The sequence below is a fragment of the Streptomyces asoensis genome, assembly GCF_016860545.1.
Taxonomy (GTDB): domain Bacteria; phylum Actinomycetota; class Actinomycetes; order Streptomycetales; family Streptomycetaceae; genus Streptomyces; species Streptomyces asoensis.
In genome coordinates this window covers 1-26663 of sequence record NZ_BNEB01000002.1, presented here as the reverse complement: position 1 = coordinate 26663, position 26663 = coordinate 1, and the positions used below count along the sequence as shown (strand labels likewise).

Sequence of the window (26663 nt, the reverse complement as noted above, 5' to 3'; positions counted from 1 at the left end):
CAGGCGGACAAGCCGGCCAGCGGGGCGGCCGACCGGTTCCCGGGGGCGTACGACACTGGGGGCGTGATCCCTCGTGAAGACGCCCTGGAGGCGCTGCCCGTCCGGTCGGCCCTGCCTGCCCTGGAGGACGCCCTGGACGGGCACGGGAGCGCCGTTCTCGCGGCGCCGCCCGGCACCGGCAAGACGACTCTGGTGCCGCTGGCGCTGGCCGGGCTGCTGGGCGGGGGGCCGGCCCGCCGGGTGGTGGTGGCGGAGCCGCGGCGGATCGCGGCGCGGGCGGCGGCCCGCCGGATGGCGTGGCTGCTGGGTGAGCGGCCCGGGCAGAGCGTGGGACACACCGTGCGCGGGGAGCGGGTGGTGGGGCGGCACACGCGCGTGGAGGTCGTCACGACGGGCGTCCTGCTCCAGCGTCTCCAGCGCGACCAGGAGCTGACGGGCGTCGACGTGGTGGTGCTGGACGAGTGCCACGAGCGCCATCTCGACGCGGACACCTCGGCCGCCTTCTTGTGGGACGTGCGCGAGACGCTGCGGCCCGACCTGCGGTTGGTGGCGGCGTCGGCGACGACGGACACGGCCGGGTGGGCGCGGCTGCTGGGCGGGGCGCCGGTGGTGCAGGCACAGGGGTCCGTTTTCGACGTCGAGGTGGTGTGGGCGCCGCCGCCGCGTCCGGTGCGGCCGCCGCACGGGATGCGCGTGGATCCCGCGCTGCTGGCGCACGTGGCGTCGGTGGTCCGGCGCGCGCTGGCCGAGCGGTCGGGGGACGTGCTGTGCTTCCTGCCGGGTGTCGGGGAGATCGCGCGGGTCGCGGGGCTGCTGGGCGGGGCGGACGGTGTGGACGTGCTCCAGGTGCACGGGCGGGCGCCGGCGGCGGTGCAGGACGCGGTGCTGGCTCCCGGGGAGCGGCGGCGGGTCGTCCTGGCCACGTCCGTCGCCGAGTCCTCGCTGACGGTGCCCGGGGTGCGGGTGGTCGTCGATTCGGGGCTGGCGCGGGAGCCGCGGGTGGACCACGCGCGCGGGCTGAGCGCGCTCGCGACCGTGCGGGCGTCGCAGGCGGCGGGCCGGCAGCGGGCGGGGCGGGCCGGGCGGGAGGCGCCGGGTGCGGTGTACCGGTGCTGGGCGCAGGCCGAGGACGCCCGTCTGCCGGCGTTCCCGGCTCCGGAGATCAGGGTGGCCGACCTGACGGCGTTCGCCCTCCAGGCGGCCTGCTGGGGGGATCCGGACGCCTCCGGGCTGGCGTTGCTCGATGCGCCGCCGGCCGGGGCGATGGCGGCGGCGCGGTCGCTGCTGGGCGCGATCGGGGCGGTGGACGCCGAGGGGCGGGCGACCGGGCGGGGGGTCCGGCTGGCGCGGCTGGGGCTGCACCCGAGGCTGGGGCGGGCCCTGCTGGACGGGGCCGCGGCGGTGGGGGCGGAGCGGGCCGTCGAGGTGGTCGCGCTGTTGAGCGAGGAGCCCCCGCGCGAGTACGGCGACGATCTGGCCGCCGCTCTGCGTGCTGCCCGGCGGGGCGGTGACGCCTATGGCGCGCGGTGGCGGGCGGAGGTGCGCCGGCTGCGCGCGGTGGTCGCCTCGGACATGCCCTCCGGGGACGACGGGCGCGACGGGCGCGACGGGCGCGACGGGGGCACGGTGCTGGATGTACCGGGTGGGCCGGGTGGGGTGGACGCCGCGGTGGGGCTCGTCGTCGCGCTCGCCTTTCCGGAGCGGCTGGCGAAGGCGGACGGGGGTTCGCTCCTCATGGCGTCCGGTACGCGGGCCGAGGTGGGCGAGGGCACCGGTCTGCGGGGCGCCCCGTGGCTGGCCGTGGCGGTGGCCGACCGGCCGGTGGGCCGCGGTCACGCGCGCGTGCAGCTCGCGGCGGCGGTGGACGAGGGGGTCGCGAGGCTGGCGGGCGGCGCGCTGCTCGACGAGCGGGAGGAGGTCCTGTGGGCCGACGGCGACGTCGTGGCGCGGCGGGTGGAGCGGCTGGGGGCCGTGGAGCTGGCGGAGCGTCCGCTGCGGGACGCGGATGCCGGGCTGGTCCGCGGCGCGTTGCTGGAGGGGCTGCGCAAGGAAGGGCTCGGGTTGCTGCGGTGGCCGGCCGAGGCGGTGGGGCTGCGGCAGCGGCTGGCCTTCCTGCACCGTCATCTGGGGGATCCGTGGCCCGACGTCCGTGACGGGTCGCTGTACGCGCGCGTGGACGAATGGCTGGAGCCGGAGCTGGGCCGGGCGCGGCGGCGGGGAGATCTCGGGCGGATCGACGCCGGGCAGGCGCTGGGGCGGCTGCTGCCGTGGGCGTCCGGGGAGGCGGCCCGGCTGGAGGAGCTGGCGCCGGAGCGGGTCGTCGTGCCGAGCGGGTCCCGGGTCCGGATCGACTACGCCGACCCGGAGCGGCCGGTCCTGGCGGTGAAGCTCCAGGAGATGTTCGGGCTCCAGGAGTCGCCGCGGGTGGCCGGGGTGCCGTTGCTCGTGCACCTGTTGTCGCCCGCCGGGCGGCCCGTGGCGGTGACGGCGGACCTGGCCTCGTTCTGGAGGGACGGCTACCGGGGGGTGCGGGCGGAGTTGCGGGGCCGGTATCCGAAGCATCCCTGGCCGGAGGATCCGGCGGGCGCCGAGCCGACCCGGTACACCAACGCGCGGCTCAGGCGGTGACGGGCCGGGGTGCGGCCGTCTCGGTGGCGGTGGGTGCGTCCGGGCGGCGGGAGCGGGCCTCCAGGTAGAGGGCGAGGGACATCAGCAGGGCGCCGAGCAGCAGGAATCCCCAGGGCAGGTAGGCGGTCAGGAGCAGGACCAGGGTGCGGTTGGACTTGACCAGGGCCACGGTGTGCTCGGTGTAGTCCTCGCGCATCTTCACGTGTCCGGCGAAGGCGGTGACCTTGGCGCGGCCGCCGAGGAGGGTGCCGCCGCGCAGTTCCTCCTGGTGGATCTCCTCGCCGTAGACGGGGGCGCCGGTGACGGGTTCGACCCAGAACTTGCGGACGGTGGTGTACCAGCGGGTGGTGCCGGTCCTGGCGATGTTCTCGGGGGTGATGCCCTTGACCGGCATGGTCCGGGGCATGGGGACCTTGGTCCAGGGGACGGTCTGCTCGAAGTAGTAGACCTCCAGGCCGTGGAAGGTGCGGGTGCCCTCGTAGTGGATGGGGGCCGTGGTGCGGGTCTGGGCGTCGAAGTACTCGTAGTCCCGTTTCTCGGTGAGGAACGGCCATTTGAACTCGATGCCCTCGCGGCGTACGGGGTCGCCGTCGACCATCTCGCCGGTGGCGTGCACGGGTTCCTGGGTGTGGGCGTCGAAGATGTACCGCTCGGGGACCTTGGAGACCATCTTGCCGTCGGGGCCCTGGACGTAGGAGAGGCCGTCCCAGACGACGACGTCGCGGCCCGCTGTCTTCTCGATCTTCTCGGAGGCCTCCACGTCGCCCTTGAGGGTCTGCACGATGGTGACCTCGGGAACCGTGCGGGCGGTGAGGGTGGCGTAGTCGAGGAGGGTGGCGTTCTTCGCCTCGAGGACCATGGTCTGGTACTCGTTCGCGGGGATCTTGGCCAGGCGCGGGAAGGCGTACCAGCGCAGCAGGGGGGACAGCGCCGCGAAGAACACGGCGAGGGCGAGCAGGATCAGACCGGCTCTGCGGCGCATCTCGGCCTCCTTCGCGGGCGGTGCGGCGGGCGGGCGGTCACGGGTGGGCGGGGACGGTCGTCAGCAGGGGTCGCGGGGAGGTCTTGCCGGCCGGGGAGCCCAGGGCGGTGAGGGTGAACACCAGGGCGAGTGCGGCGGCCAGGCCGGTCGCGGCGGCGATCAGGGCACGCATACGGGCCTCCCTGGGTGCGGCGCCGGGAACCGGGACCGGCAACGGAGCTGATGGGTCGTCAGGTCGGGCACGGTAGCAACGGGCGGCCGAGATGAGAACACGTCGCACACGACGGCGGCGCCCCTCCGGGTGGAGGAGCGCCGCCGTCGTCGTACGAAGAGGGGTTACGAGCCGGAGGCCGTCGGCTCCGGCTCGGTGGAGGCGGGGCTCGACGCCGATTCGCTGGGCGTCGGGTCGGGCGTCGGGTCGGGCGTCGCGGCGGTGACGGTGAGTTCCAGCGTGAGGGTCGCGCCGCCCGTGGTGGTGATGCGCAGCAGGTAGGTGCCGGCGGTGTCGTCGGCGTACAGCGTGGGCAGCGCCAGCAGGCCGTTCGCGTCCGTCCGGAGGTCCAGGGTGCGCACGGGGTTGCCCGCGGCGTCCTTGAAGTAGGGGCCCTTGTCGTTGGTGCTCTGGTCGTCGGCCGACTTCACGAGGGTGGCGGTGGCGGCGACCTTGCCCGCCGCGGCGCCCTTGTAGGTCGCCTTCACCTCGACCCGGGTGGCGAACTCGCCGCCGGCGGTGCAGGTCAGCGCGGCGTCGCCGGTGCGGGCGAGGGCGTCGGCGGCGCGGGCGGTGACGGTGGCCTTGTGGTCGAGCGCGGTGACCGTGCGGCCGAGGACCGTGGCGCGGACGGTGAAGTCGCCGGTCTTCTCGCCCGCCCGCAGGGCGGGGGCGAGGGCGACGCCCTTGCTGTCGGTGGCGATCACGGCGACGGTCTCGCCGCCCGTGAAGGTGGTGTCGGTGTCGCCGACGATCGTGAAACGGATCCTGACCTTCGCGACGGTCTTGCCGGCCGCCGTCTCCGCGCGCGTGCCGACGCGGTCGGTGGAGGTGCTGCCGGCCGTGACGGTGAGGCTCGTCGTGCCCGCGTACTCGAGGTGGTCGACGGTCTCGGTGGGCGTCGGAGCGGGCGGGCTCGGCTTCGGGGGCGTGCTCGGCTTGGGCGGCGTGGAGGGCTTGGCGGGCGTGCCGGGCTTGCCCGGGGCGGGGGTGCCGGGCGCCGTCGGGACGGAGGGCAGGGTGGGAGTGAAGCCGGTGCCGTCGTCGCTGCGGTTGCCCGGCACGCTGCCGCTGCCGTCGGGGACCTCGTGCGTGCCCTTGCGGTAGTACTCCAGCCACGACAGGACGGTGTTCAGGTAGTCCGTCGAGTTGTTGTAGCTGAGGATCGCGCTGCGCATCCCGGACGTGGACGACATGTCCCAGTCGTACCGGCACAGGTAGTGGCCGGCGGCGAGCGCCGCGTCGTAGATGTTGTTGGGGTCCTTCTTGCCGTCGCCGTTGCCGTCGCGGCCCGCCCACGCCCAGGTGGACGGGATGAACTGCATGGGGCCCACGGCGCGGTCGTAGGTGCTGTCGCCGTCGTAGGCGCCGTTGTCGGTGTCGCTGATGTTCGCGAAGCCGACGCCGTTGAGGACCGGTCCGAGGATCGGCGTGACGGTCGTGCCGTCGGCGGAGACGTTGCCGCCGCCCGCCTGGCCCGACTCCACGTTGCCGATCGCGGCGAGGAGCTGCCAGGGCATGTTGCAGCCGGGCTTGGCCTGCGCGAGCGCCGCCTCGGCCTTCTTGTAGGCGTCCAGGACGGTCGCCGGGATGCCCGCCTCGTTGGTGCCGGTGGCGGCCGGGGTGGTGGAGGAGCCGTCGCTCGGCGCGGGGTTGGGGCTGTTGAGCGGCGGCAGGTCGGTGTAGTACGGCGAGTTGCCGGTGGCGCCGCTCTCGGTGCCGGTGCCGGTGCCGCTGTCGGCGGCCGACGGGGCGTCGGCGGCGGTCTGTCTGCCGTGACCGTCGGCCGTGACGTCCGGTGCCTGGGACGCGGCGAGAGCCGCGACCGCCAGCGCGGCCACGGTGGTGTTGACAGCTCCCTTGCGCAGCCTCGTGCCGAAATGCGCCGACATGAAGTGAAACCCTCCCGTGGACGCGGTACGCCCGTTCTGTTCGCCTGCGCCCGCCTCGCGGCTGTTGCCCCTGCGGCGGCCGTCACTGCCGTCGTGCTGTTGTCACTGCCGTCACGGCCGTTGCCGTGCCGCCCTCGATGCCGCTGCCGTCACCTGTGTGACGGCCGGGCCGCCCGGAGGGTTGCACCCTGGGCGGTTTGCGCTGCTCCGTCCCTGTGTGCGGCGCGCCCGCGGGCACGCCGACCCAGGCGACCCTACGACAACTTCTTTTGCACCGGCACCCGTTCGGGGGTCGTTTTCACCGGCCGCTCACACACCGTTCGCCGGGAACCGGGCCCCGCATACTGGACGTCGTCGATCATCGGGCCGACCGGTCCGTCAACGTCCGCCCCCGGGAGTCCCATTGCCGTTCACCCTGAGTCACGCGGCGGCCGTGCTGCCCGTCGTGCGCGCCGACGGCACCGGCCGCGGACGTCTGGTGCCGGCGGTCCTGGTGGCGGGATCCTTCGCTCCCGACCTGACCTACTACGCGGCGAGTGTCCGTTCCGGGGCCATGGAGTTCGGTGACGTCACCCATTCCTTCCCCGGTGTGTTCACGGTCGACGTGCTCGCCGCCTGGGCGCTCGTGGGGTTCTGGCTGCTGGTGCGCGAACCGCTGGTGGCGCTGCTGCCGCGGGCCCGGCAGGGCCGGGCGGCGGCCCTCACCCGCTGCGGGACGCCACGCGCGCGTGCGAGGCCGGCGACCGTCCTGTGGTGGTACCTCTCCGCGGCACTCGGCGCGCTGACCCACGTGGTGTGGGACGCGTTCACGCACCTGGACCGCTGGGGCATGCGGCTGTTCCCCGTCCTCGGCGAGAACGTCGCCGGCTCACCGCTGTACTGGTACCTCCAGTACGGGGGTTCGGCCGTGGCCGCCGTCGTCGTCGCCGCTTTCGTGACGTACGCGCTGCGCCGGGTCCCGGCCGGTGAGCCGGTGGGGGTGCCGGCGCTGTCGGTGCGGGACCGGTGGCGGGCGGGTGCCGTCATCGGCGGCTGTGCGCTGGTCGCGGCGGTCCTGCGGGTGACGCGCTGGCGGGAGTACCGGGGGCGCGCGGCGAAGCCGTGGGAGCTGATCCCGACCCTGTGCTTCGGGGCGGGGGCGGGGCTGGTGCTGGGGATGCTGCTCTACGCCCTCGGCGTGCGGCTGTGGCGTCCGGCCCGCCCGGTCGGGCCGTCCGGGGTGTCGGCACCGTCCGGCGCCGCCGGTGCGGACGTGCGAGCCGGGGGGCCGGACGCGGAGCCGGTCAGCGGGCGGAGTCGTCCCGGCGTCCGGTGAGGGGGTCCGCCGACGCGACGAAGACGGGGCTACGACGGTCCCCGCGCGGTCGGCGGAGCCTGCCGAGGGCACTGAGGGCCGCGGCCCGGCGACCGCGCACCGCCTCGGCCCAGCGGCGCGGCCGGCCGGCCTCCCGCAGGACGGTCCGGGTCAGGAACCCGGTGGGCGAAAGGCGCCGCGCCCGGGCCCCGGCCGCCGCGCGCAGGGTCATCGCAAGGGTGCGCGGGATGCGGGCGGTGGCGGCGGCGGGCGCCCGTGCGGGACGCGGCCGGGGCCGGTGCGCCGCGTCGGAGCCGGTCCGCGCAGCCGCGGCCGCCGTGGCGTGAACGCGTGCGCGGGCCTTGCGGCGGTGGAGCATGCGTATACCCATGGCGGCATCCTGGCGGCCCGGAGCCGCGGAAGGCTCGTTCTCGGGGGCCACGCGAGTGAGACCCCCCGCAGTCGAATTCACTGCAAAACACCGCAAAACACCGAGGGTGACCGGGCGCAACGCCGCTCCGGCACCCGAAAAGGCCCACGCACCCCGAAGGGACCGCACTCCCCGGGAGGGCCCCCGGCAGGGCCGCCCACCACCGGGAGGGCCGGGCATGGCTCCGCCCCGAGGACGTGAGTCCCCGGGGCGGAGATTGGGGCCGCTCGGCCGCCGGAGGCTAGTGCGCCGCGGACTCCCAGTCCGGGCCCGCGCCGACGGACACGTCCAGCGGGGCCCTGAGCTGCACGGCGCCGGCCATCTCACGGCGGACCAGCTCCTCGACGGCCGCGCGCTCGCCCGGGGCGATCTCCAGGACGATTTCGTCATGGACCTGGAGCAGCATCCGCGACCTGAGGTCCGCCGCGACCAGGGCCGCGTCCACCTTCAGCATGGCGATCTTGACGATGTCGGCGGCCGTGCCCTGGATCGGCGCGTTGAGCGCCATGCGCTCGGCGGCCTCGCGGCGCTGGCGGTTGTCGCTGTTGAGGTCGGGCAGATAGCGGCGGCGGCCGAACAGCGTCGCCGTGTAGCCGGTCGCCCGGGCCTCGTCGACCGCGCGGCGCAGGTAGTCCTGCACACCGCCGAAGCGCTCGAAGTAGGCGTCCATCAGGCCGCGGGCCTCGCCCGCCTCGATGTTCAGCTGCTGCGACAGGCCGAACGCCGACAGGCCGTACGCCAGGCCGTAGGACATCGCCTTGATCTTGCGCCGCATCTCGGCGTCCACGGCGGTGCGCTCGACGCCGAACACCTGGGAGGCGGCCGTGGTGTGCAGGTCCTCACCGGAGGTGAACGCCTCGATCAGGCCCTCGTCCTGCGACAGGTGGGCCATGACCCGCAGTTCGATCTGGCTGTAGTCGGCCGTCATCAGGGACTCGAAGCCCTCGCCGACGACGAAACCCCGGCGGATCGCGCGCCCTTCGTCGGTGCGGACCGGGATGTTCTGGAGGTTCGGGTCCGTCGACGACAGCCGGCCGGTCGCGGCGACCGTCTGGTTGAACGTGGTGTGGATGCGGCCGTCCGCGGCGATCGTCTTGATCAGGCCCTCAACGGTGACGCGGAGCTTCGCCTGCTCGCGGTGGCGCAGCATGATGACGGGCAGCTCGTTGTCCGTCTGGCCGGCCAGCCAGGCCAGGGCGTCGGCGTCGGTGGTGTAGCCGGTCTTGGTCTTCTTCGTCTTCGGCAGGCCCAGTTCGCCGAAGAGGACCTCCTGGAGCTGCTTGGGCGAGCCGAGGTTGAACTCGTGCCCGGCCGCCGCGTGGGCCTCCTTCACGGCCTGCTGGACGGCGCCCGCGAACATCTGCTCCATGGCCTCCAGGTGGGCGCGGTCGGCGGCGATGCCGTGCCGCTCCATGCGGGCCAGGAGGGCGGAGGTGGGCAGTTCCATGTCGCGCAGCAGGTCGGCCGCGCCGACCTCCTCCAGGCGGCCGCGGAACGCCTCGCCGAGGTCGACGATCGTGCGGGCCTGCACCATGAGGGCCTCGGCCTCCGCGCCGTCGTCCGCGCCGAAGGCGAGCTGTCCGTCGGCCGCGGCGGCGGGCGCCAGCTCACGGCCGAGGTACTCCAGGGACAGCGCGTCGAGGTCGAAGGAACGGCGGCCGGGCTTCACCAGGTAGGCGGCCAGGGCGGTGTCCATCCACACGCCTCCGACGGACCAGCCGTGCTCGGCGAGGACGCGCATGGCGCCCTTGGCGTTGTGCAGGACCTTGGGGCGGTCCGCGGCGGCGATCCAGGCCGCCCACGCCTGCTCGTCGGCCTCGTCCAGCTCGGCCGGGTCGAACCAGGCGGCGGCTCCCTCGGCCGCGGCGAGCGCGACCTCGGCGACCGAGCCCACGCCCAGCCCCCAGGAGTCGACGGTGGCGACACCGAGGGTGCGGCTGCCGTGCTCCGCGAGCCAGCCGGCCAGTTCGCCGGTGCCCAGCACCGTGCCGTCCAGTGGGACGCCGGCGGCGACCACCGGGGTCGCCTCGGCCTCCTCGCCGCCCGGGTCGACGGCGAACAGCCGCTCGCGCAGCGACGGGTTCCTGATCTCCAGGGTGTCCAGGATCATCGCGACGGCCGTGCGGTCGTACGGGGCGCGCTCCAGGTCGAGGACCGTCTTCGGCAGCTCGACGGTGGTGACCATCTCGGTGAGGCGGCGGTTGAGCTTGACGGCCTCCAGGTGGTCGCGCAGGTTCTGCCCGGCCTTGCCCTTGACCTCCTCGACCCGCTCGACGAGCTCCGCGAACGAACCGAACTGGTTGATCCACTTCGCGGCCGTCTTCTCACCGACGCCCGGGATGCCGGGCAGGTTGTCGGACGGGTCGCCGCGCAGCGCCGCGAAGTCGGGGTACTGGGCGGGCGTCAACCCGTACTTCTCGACGACCTTCTCCGGGGTGAACCGGGTCAGCTCGGAGACGCCCTTCGTCGGGTACAGCACCGTGGTGTGCTCGGACACCAGCTGGAAGGAGTCGCGGTCGCCGGTGACGATCAGGACCTCGAAGCCCTCGGCCTCGGCCTGGGTGGCGAGGGTGGCGATGACGTCGTCCGCCTCGAAGCCGTCGACCGCGAACCGCGAGACGTGCATCGCGTCGAGCAGCTCGCCGATCAGCTCGACCTGGCCGCGGAACTCGTCCGGCGTTTTGGAGCGGTTCGCCTTGTACTCGGTGAACTCCTCGGAGCGCCAGGTCTTGCGGGACACGTCGAAGGCGACCGCGAAGTGCGTGGGCGCCTCGTCACGCAGGGTGTTGGCCAGCATCGACGCGAAACCGTAGATCGCGTTCGTCGGCTGGCCCGTCGCGGTGGTGAAGTTCTCCGCGGGCAGCGCGAAGAACGCGCGGTAGGCCAGCGAGTGCCCGTCCATGAGCATCAGGCGGGGGCGGCTCTCGCCGGAGCGGGTGTCGGTCTTCTTCGATGCTGTCTCTGCCACGCCCCCGATCCTGCCACGCCCCACCGACACTCCGCCCCGGCCGCCACGGCCCACCCGGCCCGGCCCGCCCGCCCGCGCCCTTTGCGGTCGATCGGAGGGCGGACCGACCGTCGATGCCGTCGCCTCCTCGTGCGAGGATTCGGGGCGGTGTGCACAGGCGAGCGAAGGAGAGCGCGATGGCAACGAAGCCTCCCAAGGCCGATCCGGTCCAGGACGCGCCCCGGGTCGCCGAACCCCGGCACGTGGCGGCGGGGCTGCCCGCCGTCGGGCACTCCCTGCGGATCGCCCAGCAGCAGATGGGCGTCCGGCGCACCGCGCTGACGCTGCTGCGCGTCAACCAGAAGAACGGCTTCGACTGCCCTGGCTGCGCCTGGCCCGAGCCGGAACACCGGCACACCGCGGAGTTCTGCGAGAACGGCGCCAAGGCGGTCGCCGAGGAGGCGACGCTGCGCCGGGTCACCCCCGAGTTCTTCGCCGCGCACCCCGTCGCCGACCTCGCCGGCCGCAGCGGCTACTGGCTCGGCCAGCAGGGGCGGCTCACGCACCCCATGTACCTGCCCGAAGGGGCGGAGCGCTACGAGCCGGTCAGCTGGGAGCGCGCCTTCGACATCATCGCCGAGGAGGCGGCCGCCCTCGCCTCCCCCGACGAGGCGGTCTTCTACACCTCGGGCCGCACCAGCAACGAGGCGGCGTTCCTCTACCAGCTGTTCGCCCGCGAGCTCGGCACCAACAACCTGCCGGACTGCTCCAACATGTGCCACGAGTCGTCCGGCTCGGCCCTGTCGGAGACCATAGGCATCGGCAAGGGCAGCGTCCTGCTGGAGGACCTCTACCGGGCCGACCTGATCATCGTCGCCGGACAGAACCCGGGCACCAACCACCCGCGCATGCTCTCCGCGCTGGAGAAGGCCAAGGCCGGCGGGGCGAAGATCATCAGCGTGAACCCGCTGCCCGAGGCGGGCCTGGAGCGCTTCAAGAACCCGCAGACCCCCAAGGGGCTCACCGCCGGAGCCGCGCTCACCGACCTGTTCCTCCAGATCCGCATCGGCGGCGACCAGGCGCTCTTCCGCCTCCTCAACAAGCTGGTCCTGGAGACCGGCGGCGCGCTCGACGAGGCGTTCATCGCCGAACACACGCACGGCTTCGAGGAGTTCGCCGAGGCGGCCCGCGCCGCCGACTGGGACGAGACGCTCACCGCGACCGGCCTCACGCGCGAACAGATCGAGGAGACCCTGCGCATGGTGCTCGCCTCCGAGCGCACCATCGTCTGCTGGGCCATGGGACTCACCCAGCACAAGCACTCCGTGCCGACGATCCGCGAGGTCGTCAACTTCCTCCTGCTGCGCGGCAACATCGGCCGCCCCGGCGCGGGCGTGTGCCCGGTGCGCGGCCACTCGAACGTGCAGGGCGACCGCACCATGGGCATCTTCGAGCGGCCCGCGCCGGCCTTCCTGGACGCCCTGGAGCGCGAGTTCGGCTTCACGCCCCCGCGCGAGCACGGCTTCGACGTCGTACGGGCCATCCGCGCGCTGCGCGACGGCGAGGCGAAACTGTTCTTCGCGATGGGCGGCAACTTCGTCTCCGCCTCCCCCGACACCGAGGTCACCGAGGCCGCCATGCGGCGCGCGCGGCTGACCGTGCACGTGTCGACCAAGCTCAACCGCTCCCACGTCGTGACGGGCGCCCGCGCCCTGATCCTGCCGACCCTCGGCCGCACCGAGCGCGACGTCCAGGCCGGCGCGAACGGCGAGGGCGCCGACCAGTTCGTCACCGTCGAGGACTCCATGGGCATGGTGCACGCCTCACGCGGACGCCTGGCGCCCGCGAGCCCGCACCTGCTGTCCGAGCCGGCCATCGTCTGCCGCCTCGCACGCCGCGTGCTCGGCGAGGACAGCAAGGTGCCGTGGGAGGAGTTCGAGAAGGACTACGCGGCGATACGGGACCGCATCGCGCGCGTGATCCCCGGCTTCGAGGACTTCAACGCGCGCGTGGCCCGCCCGGAGGGGTTCACCCTGCCGCACGCCCCGCGCGACGAACGCCGGTTCCCCACCGCGACCGGCAAGGCCAACTTCACCGCCGCGCCCGTCGAGTACCCGCGGCTGCCCGAGGGCCGGCTGCTCCTTCAGACGCTGCGCTCGCACGATCAGTACAACACCACGATCTACGGCCTCGACGACCGCTACCGGGGCATCACGAACGGCCGCCGGGTCGTCCTGGTCAACGTCGAGGACGCGCGTGAACTCGGGCTCGCCGAAGGGTCCTACGTGGACCTGGTGAGCGAGTGGCGCGACGGCGTGGAACGGCGGGCGCCGGGCTTCCGCGTGGTGCTCTACCCGACCACGCGGGGCTGCGCCGCCGCGTACTACCCGGAGACCAACGTGCTGGTGCCGCTGGACGCGACCGCCGACACCAGCAACACCCCGGCCAGCAAGTCCGTCGTCGTACGTCTGGAACAATCGGCGACCGACTGAGCGTTTGCTCAGCGACGCTGGACTGTGATCGACGAACGGAGCCGGGCCCCATGGGCGAGCAGCAGCACGTGAAGTTCCCGCAAGAGGTCATCGACGAGTACGCGGCCCTCGGCATCGACATCCTGGCCCTGTTCTCCGCCGGGCACCTCGGCAGCCGCATGGGCGTGGAGATCGTCGAGGCCTCCGCGGACCGGGTCGTCGGCACCATGCCGGTCGAGGGCAACACCCAGCCCTACGGCCTGCTGCACGGCGGCGCCTCCGCGGTCCTCGCCGAGACCCTCGGCTCGGTCGGCTCCATGCTGCACGGCGGCAGCTCCAAGATCGCCGTCGGCGTCGACCTGAACTGCACCCACCACCGCGGGGTCCGCTCCGGCCTGGTCACCGGCGTGGCCACACCCGTGCACCGGGGGCGCTCGACGGCGACGTACGAGATCGTCATCAGCGACCCGGAGGGGCGCCGCGTGTGCACCGCGCGGCTCACCTGTCTGCTGCGGGACGTGCGGGCCGGGGACGGGCCGCAGAACAGCGCCGGCGCCTGACGGTCCGCGGAGCCGGCGACTCCGCGGCACCGCTGCGGAGAGTCACCCGCGCGTGCCCGTTGCCCCCGCCACCGCCGCGCCCTAGCGTCGGGGCATGACCACGGGAGGGACCCCGACGGCGGGGGCCGCGGCACGGCTGCTCGGACCGGCGTTGCTGGCCGGTCTGCTCACGGCCGGCTGCGGGTCCCCCGGGGCGGCCGACGCGCGGAGCGGCCCGTCGGCCCCGCCGCCCTCCTCCCCGTCCGCGGGCCCGTCCACGACCTCGCCCGGCGAGCTGTGCACCCGCGTCGTGGCCCACTGGGCGCGCGAGGTCCTGGACAGCACCTCCTACGGGGACTACCAGTCGATGGGCCTGTCCAACGGCCAGTACGACATCCTGCGCACCGTCGTGGACGCCGCACGGACCGCCCGCAAGCACCAAGGGCCCTCCGCCGCGGACGAGTTGATCGACCGCGAGACCGCCGAGCGCTGCGCTGCCCGCTACCGGCCGGGCAGTCCGACCGAGGGACCCTGGCAGTGAGCGGCGTGGGCCCGGTGGAACCCGGCGAGGGCACCCACGCCCGGGACACCCCCGCGGACACCCCCGTTCGGGACTTCCCCGCAGGCGCCCCCGCCGGCGCCGACCCGCTCGCGGCCGGCTCCCCCGGCGCGGACGCCGCAACTCCCGCCGCCCGCCTGCTCCGTGGCCCCGCACACCTGTACGCCGCCCACCGCCGGGCCGCCCTGACCGCCCTCACCGCCGCGCTGCTGCTCGCGGGCGGCGGCTACCTCTGGGCGACGCGGCCGCACGACACCCGACAGGCGGCGCCCGCACCGCCGTTCCCGTCCCAGGTGGTGGACGTCAGCTACTTGGGCGAGGTCGCCGTACCGCCGGGCACCCGGCCGCGGAGCTTCGCCTTCGCGGTACTGCTCGGCGTGGACTCCGGTCCGCCGGTGACCGTGACGCGGGTGACCCAGCCCTATGCCGGGCTTTCCCTCACCTCGGCACCCCGGGCGCCGTTCCGGACGAAAGCGGGCGCCGCCCACAAGGTCGTCGTCACGATGCGCGTGACGGAATGCGGAAAAACCCCGAGAGGCGTCGGACTGCCTTTCCTGGACGTAACTCTACGTAATGCGCGTGCAATACAAGTCCACAGTTTCATCCTCGGCCCGCGCTATGCGCACGACCTGTCCGAGGCCCTACAAGTCGCCTGTAGCAACGATTCCGGTAACGACCAAAACGCTTGAGACACCTGAACACCTGCGGGTTCGTCCTGCACGTTCTCAGCATGCGGACAGGGCGAATCGGCCTGAATTCAGCTGTTCCACCCACCAAGTACCGCTCTGCATTACCTCGTGTCATAACAAGAGCGTCACAGCATGGGTCAGACCCTCCTCCCCGTCAGCTTCACCCGCTTAGAGTCACGCCCAGTCACCGCGCGGCTGGAATACCCCTTCGGCGCAGCGCTCGACTCGGCTTCTTCCAGGGGGGAGGGCCGCCCAGGGAAAGGACTGGAACGTGCGTCAACGTTCGCTCATCGCCATTACCGCCGCGCTGTCCGCGGGAGCTCTCACCCTCACCGCCTGCGGCTCGCGTGACAGCGACGACAAGGGCTCCGACTCCGGCGACGGCACCGTCGTCACCATCGGCGTCGACGCCCCGCTGACCGGCGACCTGTCCGCGCTGGGCCTCGGCATCAAGAACTCCGTCGACCTCGCCGCCAAGACGGCCAACAAGCAGAAGCTCGTCGACGGCGTCACCTTCAAGATCCAGGCGCTCGACGACCAGGCCCAGCCGTCCTCGGGCCAGCAGAACGCCACCAAGCTCGTCGCCGACAAGTCCGTCCTCGGCGTCGTCGGCCCGCTGAACTCCTCCGTCGCGGAGTCCATGCAGAAGGTCTTCGACGACGCCAAGCTCGTCGAGGTCTCCCCGGCCAACACCAACCCGGCGCTCACCCAGGGCACCGACTGGGCCAGCACCAAGAAGCGCCCCTACAAGTCGTACTTCCGTACCGCGACCACGGACGCCATCCAGGGCCCGTTCGCCGCGCAGTACCTGGTCAACGACGCCAAGAAGAAGAAGGTCTTCGTCATCGACGACAAGAAGACCTACGGCGCCGGCCTGGCCGGAACCTTCACCGAGGAGTTCAAGAAGCTCGGCGGCACCGTCGCCGGCACCGAGCACATCAACCCGGACAGCAAGGACTTCTCGGCCATCGCCACGAAGGTCAAGAACTCCGGCGCCGACGTCGTCTACTACGGCGGCGAGTACCCGCAGGCCGGCCCGCTCAGCAAGCAGATCAAGGCCGCCGGCGCCAAGATCCCCGTGGTCGGCGGAGACGGCATCTACAGCGCCGACTTCATCAAGCTGGCCGGCGCCACCGCCACCGGCGACCTCGCCACCTCCGTCGGCGCCCCCGTCGAGCAGCTGCCCTCCGCCAAGGAGTTCGTGGCCAACTACAAGAACGGCGGCTACAAGGAGGCCTACGAGGCCTACGGCGGCTACTCCTACGACTCGGCCTGGGCGATCATCGAAGCCGTGAAGAAGGTCGTCGACGACAACGACGGCAAGCTCCCCGACGACGCCCGCGCCAAGGTCACCGAGGCCATGCAGAACGTCTCCTTCGACGGTGTGACCGGCAAGGTCTCCTTCGACGAGTTCGGTGACGCCACCAACAAGCAGCTCACCGTGTACGCCGTCGAGAACGGCGCCTGGAAGCCGGTCAAGTCCGGCACCTACTCCGGCTGACCCACCCCGCATCACACGAGCCGCGCGGGGCGCTGTTCCACTGGCGCCCCGCGCGAACTCACATCCGGACACATACGTCGAAATCATCCGAACGTCTCGGAGGACATGCGGTGAACGAACTGCCGCAGCAGCTGGTCAACGGCCTGCTACTGGGATCCATGTACGGGCTGGTCGCCATTGGCTACACAATGGTCTACGGCATCGTCCAGCTCATCAACTTCGCCCACGGCGAGATCTTCATGACGGGCGCATTCGGGGCGCTCTCCGTCTACCTCTGGGTAGTGCCGAGCGGCACCACCATGTGGATAGCCCTCCCCCTCATGCTCATCGGCGCCATCCTGGTCGCCGTCCTCGTCGCCATCGGAGCGGAACGCTTCGCCTACCGCCCCCTGCGCGGCGCACCACGCCTCGCCCCCCTCATCACCGCGATCGGCCTCTCCCTGGCCCTCCAGCAGGCCGTCTGGGCCTGGTACCCCGAGGCGAAGTCCGCCCGCACCTTCCCCCAGATCGAGGGCGGCCCCTTCCACATCGGTGACGTCACCATCCAGACCGGCGACATCTTCCTCCTCGCCGCCGCCCCGATCAGCATGGCCGTCCTCGCCTACTTCGTCATGAAGACCCGCACCGGACGCGGCATGCAGGCCACCGCCCAGGACCCCGACACCGCCAAGCTCATGGGCGTCAACACCGACCGCATCATCGTGATCGCCTTCGCCCTCGGCGCCGTGTTCGCCGCCATCGGCGGCGTCGCCTACGGCCTCAAGTACGGCCAGATCGACTACCGCATGGGCTTCATCCTCGGACTCAAGGCCTTCACCGCGGCCGTCCTCGGCGGCATCGGCAACATCTACGGCGCCATGATCGGCGGAGTCGTCCTCGGCATCGCCGAAACCCTCGCCACCGCCTACATCGCCGACATCCCCGGCATGGACAAGTTCGGCAGCCAGTCCTGGGCAGACGTCTGGGCCTTCGTACTTCTCATCCTCGTACTGCTGTTCAGGCCACAAGGCCTGCTCGGCGAGCGCGTCGCGGACAGGGCGTGACACCGATGACCACACAGACCACCACAGCCGAGACCCCCAGCACCCCCACCACCGGGGCAGCCACCGGACTCATCGGCATCCCGGCCCAGGCCGGCCGCGCCCTCGCCACCGGCGGCGGCGCCCTCACCGTCGTCTCCACCTTCCTCGCCTGGACCTGGACCGCCGCCTTCCCCGGCGACCTCACCGTCTACGGCTACCCCGGCGGCCTCCAGGTCCTCGCCCTCATCGGCGGCGCCCTCACCACGCTGTTCGGCCTCTCCTCCTACGGCATCAAGGGCCTGCGCTGGCTCACCCCCGCCGGCCCCGACGGCGCCGTCAAGTTCGCCGCCCTCGCCGCCTTCGCCACCGTCTGGTACACGATCATCGCGATCACCGTCGACCTCGGCGGCATCGTGAACCTCGAACCCGGCGGCTTCATCGCGGCCCTCGCCACCCTGGCCGCCCTCCTCGGCGCCCTGGCCCTCCCCTTCGAGCGGCCCGAACCCGAACCCCACGACCCCGACGACACCGGCTGGGACCTCGCCCGCCACCGCCTGCGCACCGGCCGCGAGATCACCAAGGCAGCCTTCTCCGGCGGCACCGCCCGCCCGGTCGGCAACCTGCCCTCCTACGTCGAGATCCTCGTGATCGTCGCCATCCTCGGCCTCGGCCTCACCGTCTTCACCTACGGCATCGGCACCGAGTACGACGAACTCTTCATCGGGTTCCTCATCACCGCGGGCTTCGGCTTCGCCGCCCTCAACAAGGCCGGCCTCGTCAACCAGGCCTCGCAGATCACCTCACGCCACCAGAACATCACCATCTGCGGCGCCTTCGTCGCCGCCGCGATGTTCCCCTTCACCCAGACCGACGACCAGTACGCCACCGTCGGCGTCTACATCCTGATCTTCGGCACCGTCGCCCTCGGCCTCAACATCGTCGTCGGCCTCGCCGGCCTCCTCGACCTCGGCTACGTCGCCTTCCTCGGCGTCGGCGCCTACGCCGCCGCCATGGTCTCCGGCTCCCCCAGCTCCCCCTTCGACGTGCACTTCCCCTTCTGGGCTGCGGTCCTCGTGGGCGCCGCAGCCTCCCTGATCTTCGGCGTCCTCATCGGCGCCCCCACCCTGAGGCTGCGCGGCGACTACCTCGCCATCGTCACCCTCGGCTTCGGAGAGATCTTCCGCATCACCGCCAACAACCTCGACGGCACCTCCGGCCCCGACATCACCAACGGATCCAACGGCATCTCCTCCATCCCGAACCTGAACATCCTCGGGTTCGACTTCGGAGCCGAACACGCCATCGCCGGATTCACCATCGGCCGGTTCGCCAACTACTTCTTCCTGATGCTCATCATCACGGCCGTCGTCGTCCTCGTCTTCCGACGCAGCGGCGACTCCCGCATCGGCCGCGCCTGGGTCGCCATCCGCGAGGACGAGACCGCCGCCCTCGCCATGGGCATCAACGGCTTCCGCGTCAAACTCATCGCCTTCGCCGTCGGCGCCTCCCTCGCCGGCCTCGCCGGCACCGTCCAGGCCCACGTCACCTACACCGTGACTCCCGAGCAGTACCTCTTCGCCGGCCCCATCCCGCCCAACTCGGCCTTCCTCCTCGCCGCCGTCGTCCTCGGCGGCATGGGCACCATCAGCGGCCCCCTCATCGGCGCCGCGCTCCTCTTCCTCATCCCCAACAAGCTCCAGTTCCTCGGCGACTACCAGCTCTTCGCCTTCGGCCTCGCCCTCATCCTGCTGATGCGCTTCCGCCCGGAAGGACTCATCCCCAACCGGCGCCGCCAGCTCGAGTTCCACGAGGACGCGGAAGCTCCCACCGTCCTGACCAAGGCAGGGGCCTGACCACCATGACCACCGACACCACCACCACGGTCGCCCCCACCGGCGAAAGGGTGCTCGACGCCCGCGGCGTCACCATGCGCTTCGGCGGCCTCACCGCCGTCCGCGACGTCGACCTCCACGTCAACGCCGGAGAGATCGTCGGCCTCATCGGCCCCAACGGAGCCGGCAAGACCACCTTCTTCAACTGCCTCACCGGCCTCTACATCCCCACCGAAGGCGAAGTCCGCTACAAGGACAAAGTCCTTCCCCCGAAATCCTTCAAGGTCACCGCGGCCGGTATCGCCCGCACCTTCCAGAACATCCGCCTCTTCGCCAACATGACGGTCCTCGAGAACGTCCTCGTCGGCCGCCACACCCGCACCAAAGAAGGCTTCTGGTCGGCCGTCCTGCGCCTGCCCGGCTTCCACCGAGCCGAAGCCGCCTCCCGCGAACGCGCCATGGAACTCCTCGAGTTCATCGGCCTGGAGAAGAAGGCCGACCACCTGGCCCGCAACCTCCCCTACGGCGAACAGCGCAAGCTCGAGATCGCCCGCGCCCTCGCCAGCGAACCCGGACTCCTCCTCCTCGACGAGCCCACCGCCGGCATGAACCCCCAGGAAACCCGCGCGACCGAAGAACTCGTCTTCGCCATCCGCGACAAGGGCATCGCCGTCCTCGTCATCGAGCACGACATGCGCTTCATCTTCAACCTCTGCGACCGCGTCGCCGTCCTCGTCCAAGGCGAAAAACTCGTCGAAGGCGACAGCGCCACCGTCCAGGGCGACGAACGAGTCGTCGCCGCCTACCTCGGCGAACCCTTCGAGAACGCCCCCGGCGACGAAGAGATCGCCGAAGTCGAGGCCGCCGAGGCCAACGCCGACAGCGCCGCAACCCCGACGGACGCCGTGCCCGGCAAGGAGAACGACCGATGACCGCACTGCTCGAAGTCGAAGACCTCCGGGTCGCCTACGGCAAGATCGAAGCCGTCAAAGGCATCTCGTTCAAGGTCGAGGCCGGCGAGGTCGTCACCCTGATCGGCACCAACGGCGCAGGCAAGACCACCACCCTGCGCACCCTCTCCGGCCTCCTCAAGCCCGTCGGCGGCCAGATCAAGTTCAACGGGAAGTCCCTCAAGAAGACCCCCGCGCACGACATCGTCGCGCTCGGACTCGCCCACTCCCCCGAGGGGCGGCACATCTTCCCGCGCATGACCATCGAGGACAACCTCCGCCTCGGCGCCTTCCTCCGCAGCGACAAGGCAGGCATCGAGAAGGACATCCAGCGCGCCTACGACCTCTTCCCCATCCTGGGAGAACGCCGCAAGCAGGCCGCCGGAACCCTCTCCGGCGGCGAACAGCAGATGCTCGCCATGGGCCGCGCCCTCATGTCCCAGCCCAAACTGCTCATGCTGGACGAGCCCTCCATGGGCCTCTCCCCCATCATGATGCAGAAGATCATGTCCACCATCGCCGAACTCAAGTCCCAGGGCATGACCATCCTGCTCATCGAGCAGAACGCCCAGGCCGCACTGTCGCTCGCCGACCACGGCCACGTCATGGAGATCGGCAAGATCGTCCTCTCCGGCACCGGACAGGACCTCCTGCACGACGAGTCCGTCCGCAAGGCCTACCTCGGCGAGGACTGAGCAGCCCCTCGCACACGACGAGGCCCGCGCCCCTTCTCCGGGCGCGGGCCTTCGTCGTACGGGGCGAAACCTCGCTCAGCCCTTGGACGACTTCTTCTCGTCGGCGTCCTGGATGACCGCCTCGGCGACCTGCTGCATCGACATCCGCCGGTCCATCGACGTCTTCTGGATCCACCGGAACGCCGCCGGCTCCGTCAGCCCGTACTCCGTCTGGAGGATCGACTTCGCCCGGTCCACCAGCTTGCGGGTCTCCAGCCGCAGCGTCAGGTCCGCGACCTCGTTCTCCAGCTCGCGCAGCTCCGTGAACCGGGACACGGCCATCTCGATCGCCGGGACGACGTCGCTCTTGCTGAACGGCTTCACCAGGTACGCCATCGCACCCGCGTCACGCGCGCGCTCGACGAGGTCGCGCTGCGAGAACGCGGTCAGCATCAGGACGGGGGCGATACGCTCCTCGGCGATCTTCTCGGCCGCGGAGATGCCGTCCAGCTTGGGCATCTTCACGTCGAGGATGACCAGATCCGGCTTGTGCTCGCGGGCCAGCTCGATCGCCTGCTCACCGTCGCCGGCCTCGCCCACGACGCTGTAGCCCTCCTCCTCCAGCATCTCTTTGAGGTCGAGGCGGATCAGGGCCTCGTCCTCGGCGATGACGACGCGGGTCGTCAGCGGAGGTACGTGCGACTTGTCGTCGTCGGGCGCGTCCACGGGCTGGGGCGACTCGGGGGCGGTCACGGGGGCTCCTCGTTCAGGGCAGGGGCACTGCTGACAAGAGCCTACCTAGCTGCGGTAAGGTGGGTGCGCGAGGGGTTGCACTTCTCCTTTCTTTCTAAGGCCCCAGTACTCCAACTGGTCAGAGAGGCCGCTCTCAAACAGCGGACAGTGTGGGTTCGAATCCCACCTGGGGCACTTTTCCTTGAATTCCAAGGTTGCCATTCACAAGCGGATGTCCACGTTCTCGTGAACATCCGCTTTTTGCTGCGTCTCGCCGCGATCACGCTCACAAAGTGGGCACATGTACGACGTCAGCACGCGAAGGCGAGCGATCGCGCTGGTTGCGCAGGGCCGCAGCCTGAACTCCGTCAGCCGGGAAACAGGCATCTCGCGCGCGGCAATTCGATCCTGGCAGAACCGACTCATCGACGCATGTGAAGCAGCCGTCCGGGCCGTCAGCCCCGCACGCACCGCGCATCGCGTGAAGGCTCCGGGGTGTGTGTCCGTGGTCGGCTACTACGCTCACTGGCCGCATCTGTTCCCGCAGCACGGCCCCGGCAAGAAGCACGAGCGGCGGATCGCCCTGGAACCCTGGCAGCAGGCCATCGTCGACGAACATCCGTGGGAGTTCGTTCGCGGCCTCATCCATTCGGACGGCTGCCGGATCACCAACTGGACCGAGCGGACCGTCGGCGGTGAACGCAAGCGCTACGCCTACCCGCGCTACTTCTTCACGAATCTGTCGGGCGACATCATCGGCCTGTTCACCGATGCCCTCGACCGGCTCGGAGTCGAATGGAGAATGCAGAACCTGAGGAACGTGTCCATCGCCGAGAAGGCCTCCGTCGCCCTACTCGACGCCCACGTGGGGCCCAAGTACTGACACCTACTTCGGGGTGTCGTCCTCGCCGACGTGGTGGACGCGGACCAGGTTGGTCGAGCCCGAGACGCCCGGAGGGGAACCCGCCGTGATGACGACGACGTCACCCTTGCGGCACCGGCCGTGGCGCAGCAGGTGCTCGTCCACCTGGTCGACCATCGCGTCCGTGGAGTCCACCTGCGGGCCGAGGAACGTCTCGACACCCCAGGTGAGGTTCAGCTGGGAGCGGGTCGCCGGTTCGGGGGTGAAGGCGAGGAGCGGGATCGGGGAGCGGTAGCGGGAGAGGCGGCGGACGGTGTCGCCGGTCTGGGTGAAGGCGACGAGGAATTCGGCGTCGAGGAAGTCGCCGATCTCGGCGGCGGCGCGGGCGACGGCTCCGCCTTGGGTGCGCGGTTTGTTGGATTCGGTGAGGGGTGGGAGTCCCTTGGCGAGGATGTCCTCCTCGGCCGCTGCGACGATCTTGGCCATGGTGCGGACGGTCTGGACGGCGTGGGCGCCGACGCTGGTCTCGCCGGAGAGCATGACGGCGTCGGTGCCGTCGATGATCGCGTTGGCGACGTCGGATGCCTCGGCCCTGGTGGGGCGGGAGTTCTCGATCATGGAGTCGAGCATCTGGGTGGCGACGATGACGGGTTTGGCGTTGCGCTTGGCGAGTTTGACGGCGCGTTTTTGAACGAGGGGGACTTGTTCGAGGGGCATTTCGACGCCGAGGTCGCCGCGGGCGACCATGATGCCGTCGAAGGCGGCGACGATGTCGTCGATGTTCTCGACGGCCTGGGGTTTCTCGATCTTGGCGATGACGGGGAGGCGGCGGCCTTCCTCGTCCATGATGCGGTGGACGTCGAGGATGTCACGGCCGGTGCGGACGAAGGAGAGGGCGATGACGTCGAAGCCGGTGCGCAGGGCCCAGCGGAGGTCGTCCTCGTCCTTCTTGGTCAGGGCGGGGACCGAGACGGCGACGCCGGGGAGGTTGAGGCCTTTGTGGTCGGAGATCACGCCGCCGTCGAGGACGCGGGTGTGGATCCGGGGGCCGTCGACGTGGGTGACTTCGAGGCTGACTTTGCCGTCGTCGACGAGGATGCGTTCGCCGGTGGTGACGTCGGTGGCGAGGCCGGCGTAGGTGGTGCCGCAGTGGTGGCGGTCGCCTTCGGTGCCTTCTTCGACGGTGATGGTGAAGGTGTCGCCGCGTTCGAGGAGTACGGGGCCTTCGGTGAAGGTGCCGAGTCGGATCTTCGGGCCTTGAAGGTCGGCGAGGAGGCCGACGCTGCGGCCGGTTTCGTCGGAAGCCTTGCGGACGCGCTGGTAGCGCTCCTCGTGCTCGGCGTGGCCGCCGTGGCTGAGGTTGAGGCGGGCTACGTCCATTCCGGCGTCGACCAGGGCTTTGATCTGGTCGTAGGTGTCGGTGGCGGGGCCCAGGGTGCAGACGATTTTTGCTCGGCGCATGTTTCGAGCTTATGTCTTACCGGTGGGTAGGGAATTTGGGGGGCATGTCGGCTCAACAACCTTTGGGTGAAGGGTTGTTGTCAACTGTTGTCGGCTCGTACATTGTGCGGGCCGCCGCTCCGATGAGCGTTTGTTTCTGTTTTCGGTAACCCTGTGTATGACGCGTTTGGCCGAATGGGTGAATTCACGGGGCGGGTGGGTTTGCGGCGGGGCGGGTGTCGCCTCGCCCCCGAGGGCGGGGCCGGACGGGGCCGGACGGACGACGCCGGGTATCTCTCCCGGGGAGGGAGGTCGTACGTCCCATCTTGTCCTGGCTTTGTGTGTTCCCCGGGGGGAGTTGACCCTGCCGGTCACCAGATCGAAACCTCCTGGACCTGTTGCCGTCGGCGGTGGCCGGGTCAGAATCTACGCGCGTTGTTCACCGTTCGCCGAGGAGCCTGAGACATGCCGTTGAATCGCCGGAAGTTCCTGAAGAAGTCCGCCGTGACCGGGGCGGGGGTGGCGCTGGCGGGTGCGGCCGCGGCTCCGGCGGCGCAGGCCGCGGAGGCGGGGAAGCCCGCTAAGCCGGGCAAGCAGCCCAAGCGGTACGCGCTGACGGTGCTGGGGACGACGGACCTGCACGGGCATGTCTTCAACTGGGACTACTTCAAGGACGCGGAGTACAAGGACGCGGCCGGCAACGCGCAGGGACTGGCGCGTATCTCGACGCTGGTGAACCGGATCCGGGAGGAGAAGGGGCGCGAGAACGTGCTGCTGCTGGACGCGGGTGACACGATCCAGGGCACGCCGTTGACGTACTACTACGCGAAGGTGGACCCGATCACCGCCAAGGGTGGCCCGGTGCACCCGATGGCGCAGGCGATGAACGCGATCGGGTACGACGCGGCGGCGCTGGGCAATCACGAGTTCAACTACGGCATCGAGACGCTGCGGAAGTTCGAGTCGCAGCTGCGGTTCCCGTTGCTGGGGGCGAACGCGGTCGACGCGAAGACCCTGAAGCCGGCGTTCCGGCCGTATGTGATCAAGACGTTCTGTGTGAAGGGCGCGCCGCCGGTGAAGGTGGCGGTGCTGGGGCTGACGAACCCGGGTATCGCGATCTGGGACAAGGCGTACGTGCAGGGCAAGCTGGCGTTCCCGGGGCTGGAGGAGCAGGCGGCGAAGTGGGTGCCGAAGCTGAAGTCGCTGGGTGCGGATGTGGTGATCGTGTCGGCGCACTCGGGTTCGTCGGGTACGTCGTCGTACGGTGACCAGTTGCCGTACGTGGAGAACTCGGCGGCGTTGGTGGCGCAGCAGGTGCCGGACATCGATGCGGTGCTGGTGGGTCACGCGCATGTGGAGATCCCGGAGTTGAAGGTCGTCAACGCGAAGTCCGGGCGGACGGTCGTGCTGTCGGAGCCGTTGGCGTACGCGGAGCGGCTGTCGGTGTTCGATGTGCAGCTGGTGTTCGAGAAGGGGCGGTGGTCGGTGGAGTCCGTCGCCTCGAAGGTGCTGAACTCGAACACGGTGGCGGACGATCCGAAGATCACGAAGCTGTTGAGCGACGAGCACGCGAAGGTCGTGACGTACGTCAACCAGGTGGTGGGTACGGCGACGGAGACGTTGACGACGGTGGAGGCGCGGTTCAAGGACGCGCCGATCATCGACCTGATCACGAAGGTGCAGGAGGACGTCGTCAAGGCGGCGCTGGCGGGTACGTCGTACGCGTCGTTGCCGGTGATCGCGCAGGCTTCGCCGTTCTCGCGGACGTCGGAGATCCCGGCGGGTCAGGTGACGATCCGGGATCTGTCGAGTCTGTACGTGTACGACAACACGCTGGTGGCGAAGCTGCTGACGGGTGCGCAGGTGCGGGCGTACCTGGAGTATTCGGCGGAGTACTTCGTGCAGACGGCGGTGGGTGCGGCCGTGGACACGGAGAAGCTGACGAACGCGGCGGGGCGTCCGGACTACAACTACGACTATGTGTCGGGTCTGGCGTACGACATCGACATCTCGCGGGCGGCGGGTTCGCGGATCACGAACCTGACGTTCGGTGGTGCGCCGTTGGACGACGCGCAGCAGTTCGTGCTGGCGGTGAACAACTACCGGGCCAATGGTGGTGGGGCGTTCCCGCACGTGGCGTCGGCGCAGGAGCTGTGGTCGGAGTCGACGGAGATCCGTACGCGGATCTCGGAGTGGGTGACGGCGAAGGGTGTGCTGGATCCGAAGGACTTCGCGTCGGTGGACTGGCGGCTGACGCGTGAGGGTACGCCGGTCTTCTAGGGTCGGCGGGTCGTCGTTCCGCGGCGGCGTCGGGCGGTGTTCCGTGTGGTGGCCTGGTGGGTCATCGGCGGGGCACCGCCTTTCGCGTGGGGGCCTCGGGTGGGGGTGGTGGGGTTCAGCGCAGGTCGACGAGGGGGGTGAGGGTGGGTGCCTGGCGGGCTTGGGGGACGCGGGGTCGGGGTTGGTGGAGTCCGAAGGTGGTGAAGGCGGTTCGGGTGGGGAGGGGGTAGGTCTCCTTGCCGGTCAGGGTGTTGAGGATGGTGGCGCCGCGCCAGGCGGTGAGGCCGAGGTCGGGTGCGCCTACGCCGTGGGTGTGGCGTTCGGCGTTCTGGACGTAGACGTTGCTGCCGGTGGCGGTGATGGAGGGGTCGAGGACGAGGCGGAAGTGTTCGTCGATGCGGGGGCGTTCGCTGTTGTCGCGGCGGATGTAGGGGTCGAGGCCGGCGAGGATGCGGTCGAGGGGGCGTTCGCGGTGTCCGGTGGCGAGGACGACGGCGTCGGTGGTGAGGCGGGTGCGGGTGTTCTGCTGGGTGTGTTCGAGGTGGAGTTCGATCCGGGTGGTGGCGATGCGGCCTGCGGTGCGGACGCGGACGCCGGGGGTGAGGACGGTGTCGGGCCAGTGGCCGTCGAGGGTGCGTCGGTAGAGCTCGTCGTGGAGGGCGGCGAGGGTGTCCGCGTCGATGCCTTTGTGGAGTTGCCATTGGGCGGTGGTGAGGCGGTCGCGGGTG

Annotated in this window: 21 protein-coding genes and 1 tRNA gene; 14 read left to right on the top strand and 8 right to left on the bottom strand. The window is 71.0% G+C overall.

The genetic code is table 11. From position 1 onward, the window contains the following. Positions 1-66 precede the first annotated feature (66 nt). On the top strand, positions 67-2628 hold the full coding sequence (gene hrpB, locus Saso_RS03230) for an ATP-dependent helicase HrpB (protein ID WP_189918448.1): 2562 nt from the start codon (positions 67-69) through the stop codon (positions 2626-2628). Here hrpB and Saso_RS03225 read toward each other — a convergent pair. The 3 genes from Saso_RS03225 to Saso_RS03215 form a co-directional block, all read right to left on the bottom strand. Continuing rightward, positions 2618-3610, bottom strand: a complete 993-nt coding sequence (locus Saso_RS03225; protein WP_189916675.1) for a PorA family protein — start codon at positions 3608-3610, stop codon at positions 2618-2620. The genes hrpB and Saso_RS03225 overlap by 11 nt on opposite strands. Positions 3611-3647: 37 nt before the next feature. Beyond that, positions 3648-3782 (bottom strand): SPW_0924 family protein, encoded by a 135-nt coding sequence (locus tag Saso_RS03220; RefSeq protein WP_189916677.1) that lies wholly within the window; start codon positions 3780-3782, stop codon positions 3648-3650. Between the two features lie 164 nt (positions 3783-3946). After that, positions 3947-5713 carry a lytic transglycosylase domain-containing protein gene (locus Saso_RS03215; protein ID WP_189916679.1) on the bottom strand — a complete coding sequence of 589 codons (1767 nt, stop codon included), beginning with the start codon at positions 5711-5713 and terminating at the stop codon, positions 3947-3949. 403 nt (positions 5714-6116) lie between these two features. On the opposite strand from Saso_RS03215, the gene Saso_RS03210 reads away from it, so the two are divergent. After that, positions 6117-7028 carry a DUF4184 family protein gene (locus Saso_RS03210; protein ID WP_189916681.1) on the top strand — a complete coding sequence of 304 codons (912 nt, stop codon included), beginning with the start codon at positions 6117-6119 and terminating at the stop codon, positions 7026-7028. Here the strand turns inward: Saso_RS03210 and Saso_RS03205 are convergent. After that, complete coding sequence (locus Saso_RS03205; RefSeq protein ID WP_189916683.1) at positions 6997-7398, bottom strand: hypothetical protein; 402 nt, start codon at positions 7396-7398, stop codon at positions 6997-6999. The two genes, Saso_RS03210 and Saso_RS03205, sit on opposite strands and share 32 nt — an antisense overlap. 280 nt (positions 7399-7678) lie before the next feature. Then, a complete protein-coding gene (gene polA, locus Saso_RS03200) occupies positions 7679-10405 on the bottom strand; it encodes a DNA polymerase I (RefSeq protein WP_189916685.1) in 2727 nt (908 codons plus the stop codon). 176 nt (positions 10406-10581) lie between these two features. Between polA and Saso_RS03195 the strand changes: the two genes are divergently transcribed. The 9 genes from Saso_RS03195 (at position 10582) to Saso_RS03155 (ending at position 20642) form a co-directional block, all read left to right on the top strand. After that, a complete protein-coding gene (locus tag Saso_RS03195) occupies positions 10582-12876 on the top strand; it encodes an FdhF/YdeP family oxidoreductase (protein ID WP_189916687.1) in 2295 nt (764 codons plus the stop codon). A 50-nt stretch (positions 12877-12926) separates the two neighbouring features. Beyond that, positions 12927-13415: a PaaI family thioesterase gene (locus Saso_RS03190; RefSeq protein ID WP_189916689.1), complete on the top strand. Its 489-nt coding sequence runs from the start codon at positions 12927-12929 to the stop codon at positions 13413-13415. A gap of 94 nt (positions 13416-13509) precedes the next feature. Next, the gene (locus Saso_RS03185) at positions 13510-13935 is read left to right on the top strand and encodes a hypothetical protein (RefSeq protein WP_189916691.1); all 426 of its coding nucleotides are present in this window, start codon (positions 13510-13512) and stop codon (positions 13933-13935) included. After that, positions 13932-14642, top strand: coding sequence for a Tat pathway signal sequence domain protein (locus Saso_RS03180; protein ID WP_189916693.1), 711 nt, complete (start codon positions 13932-13934; stop codon positions 14640-14642). The genes Saso_RS03185 and Saso_RS03180 overlap by 4 nt, the downstream gene beginning before the upstream one ends. A gap of 271 nt (positions 14643-14913) precedes the next feature. Beyond that, positions 14914-16143, top strand: a complete 1230-nt coding sequence (locus Saso_RS03175; protein ID WP_189916695.1) for a branched-chain amino acid ABC transporter substrate-binding protein — start codon at positions 14914-14916, stop codon at positions 16141-16143. Between the two features lie 110 nt (positions 16144-16253). Continuing rightward, complete coding sequence (locus Saso_RS03170) at positions 16254-17186, top strand: branched-chain amino acid ABC transporter permease (protein WP_189916696.1); 933 nt, start codon at positions 16254-16256, stop codon at positions 17184-17186. A 5-nt stretch (positions 17187-17191) separates the two neighbouring features. Next, complete coding sequence (locus Saso_RS03165) at positions 17192-19018, top strand: branched-chain amino acid ABC transporter permease (RefSeq protein ID WP_189916697.1); 1827 nt, start codon at positions 17192-17194, stop codon at positions 19016-19018. A gap of 5 nt (positions 19019-19023) precedes the next feature. Further along, positions 19024-19929 (top strand): ABC transporter ATP-binding protein, encoded by a 906-nt coding sequence (locus tag Saso_RS03160; protein ID WP_189916698.1) that lies wholly within the window; start codon positions 19024-19026, stop codon positions 19927-19929. Continuing rightward, positions 19926-20642 (top strand): ABC transporter ATP-binding protein, encoded by a 717-nt coding sequence (locus Saso_RS03155; protein WP_189916699.1) that lies wholly within the window; start codon positions 19926-19928, stop codon positions 20640-20642. The genes Saso_RS03160 and Saso_RS03155 overlap by 4 nt, the downstream gene beginning before the upstream one ends. A 75-nt stretch (positions 20643-20717) precedes the next feature. On the opposite strand, the gene Saso_RS03150 is transcribed toward Saso_RS03155, so the two are convergent. Then, entirely contained in the window at positions 20718-21374 is a 657-nt protein-coding gene (locus Saso_RS03150; protein ID WP_189916700.1) for an ANTAR domain-containing response regulator, read from the bottom strand. Positions 21375-21473: 99 nt separating this feature from the next. Here Saso_RS03150 and Saso_RS03145 point away from each other — a divergent pair. Then, a tRNA-Leu gene (locus tag Saso_RS03145) sits at positions 21474-21548 on the top strand. Between the two features lie 106 nt (positions 21549-21654). After that, the gene (locus Saso_RS03140; RefSeq protein ID WP_189916701.1) at positions 21655-22236 is read left to right on the top strand and encodes a helix-turn-helix domain-containing protein; all 582 of its coding nucleotides are present in this window, start codon (positions 21655-21657) and stop codon (positions 22234-22236) included. A gap of 3 nt (positions 22237-22239) precedes the next feature. Here the strand turns inward: Saso_RS03140 and pyk are convergent, their stop codons facing one another. After that, the gene (gene pyk, locus Saso_RS03135; protein ID WP_189916702.1) at positions 22240-23676 is read right to left on the bottom strand and encodes a pyruvate kinase; all 1437 of its coding nucleotides are present in this window, start codon (positions 23674-23676) and stop codon (positions 22240-22242) included. 444 nt (positions 23677-24120) lie between these two features. Between pyk and Saso_RS03130 the strand changes: the two genes are divergently transcribed. After that, positions 24121-25935, top strand: coding sequence for a bifunctional metallophosphatase/5'-nucleotidase (locus tag Saso_RS03130; RefSeq protein WP_189916704.1), 1815 nt, complete (start codon positions 24121-24123; stop codon positions 25933-25935). Between the two features lie 115 nt (positions 25936-26050). Here Saso_RS03130 and Saso_RS03125 read toward each other — a convergent pair. Then, positions 26051-26663 (bottom strand): SidA/IucD/PvdA family monooxygenase (locus Saso_RS03125; protein WP_203833503.1); only part of this gene is annotated, 613 nt, incomplete at its 5' end.

Excerpts from the sequence above, each read along its gene's own strand:
- Saso_RS03225 (WP_189916675.1), bottom strand. The coding sequence starts at position 3,610 with ATGCGCCGCAGAGCCGGTCTGATCCTGCTCGCCCTCGCCGTGTTCTTC.
- Saso_RS03220 (WP_189916677.1), bottom strand. The coding sequence starts at position 3,782 with ATGCGTGCCCTGATCGCCGCCGCGACCGGCCTGGCCGCCGCACTCGCC.
- Saso_RS03215 (WP_189916679.1), bottom strand. The coding sequence starts at position 5,713 with ATGTCGGCGCATTTCGGCACGAGGCTGCGCAAGGGAGCTGTCAACACC.
- Saso_RS03205 (WP_189916683.1), bottom strand. The coding sequence starts at position 7,398 with ATGGGTATACGCATGCTCCACCGCCGCAAGGCCCGCGCACGCGTTCAC.
- Saso_RS03195 (WP_189916687.1), top strand. The coding sequence starts at position 10,582 with ATGGCAACGAAGCCTCCCAAGGCCGATCCGGTCCAGGACGCGCCCCGG.
- Saso_RS03190 (WP_189916689.1), top strand. The coding sequence starts at position 12,927 with ATGGGCGAGCAGCAGCACGTGAAGTTCCCGCAAGAGGTCATCGACGAG.
- Saso_RS03185 (WP_189916691.1), top strand. The coding sequence starts at position 13,510 with ATGACCACGGGAGGGACCCCGACGGCGGGGGCCGCGGCACGGCTGCTC.
- Saso_RS03165 (WP_189916697.1), top strand. The coding sequence starts at position 17,192 with ATGACCACACAGACCACCACAGCCGAGACCCCCAGCACCCCCACCACC.
- Saso_RS03160 (WP_189916698.1), top strand. The coding sequence starts at position 19,024 with ATGACCACCGACACCACCACCACGGTCGCCCCCACCGGCGAAAGGGTG.
- Saso_RS03155 (WP_189916699.1), top strand. The coding sequence starts at position 19,926 with ATGACCGCACTGCTCGAAGTCGAAGACCTCCGGGTCGCCTACGGCAAG.
- Saso_RS03140 (WP_189916701.1), top strand. The coding sequence starts at position 21,655 with ATGTACGACGTCAGCACGCGAAGGCGAGCGATCGCGCTGGTTGCGCAG.
- pyk (WP_189916702.1), bottom strand. The coding sequence starts at position 23,676 with ATGCGCCGAGCAAAAATCGTCTGCACCCTGGGCCCCGCCACCGACACC.
- Saso_RS03130 (WP_189916704.1), top strand. The coding sequence starts at position 24,121 with ATGCCGTTGAATCGCCGGAAGTTCCTGAAGAAGTCCGCCGTGACCGGG.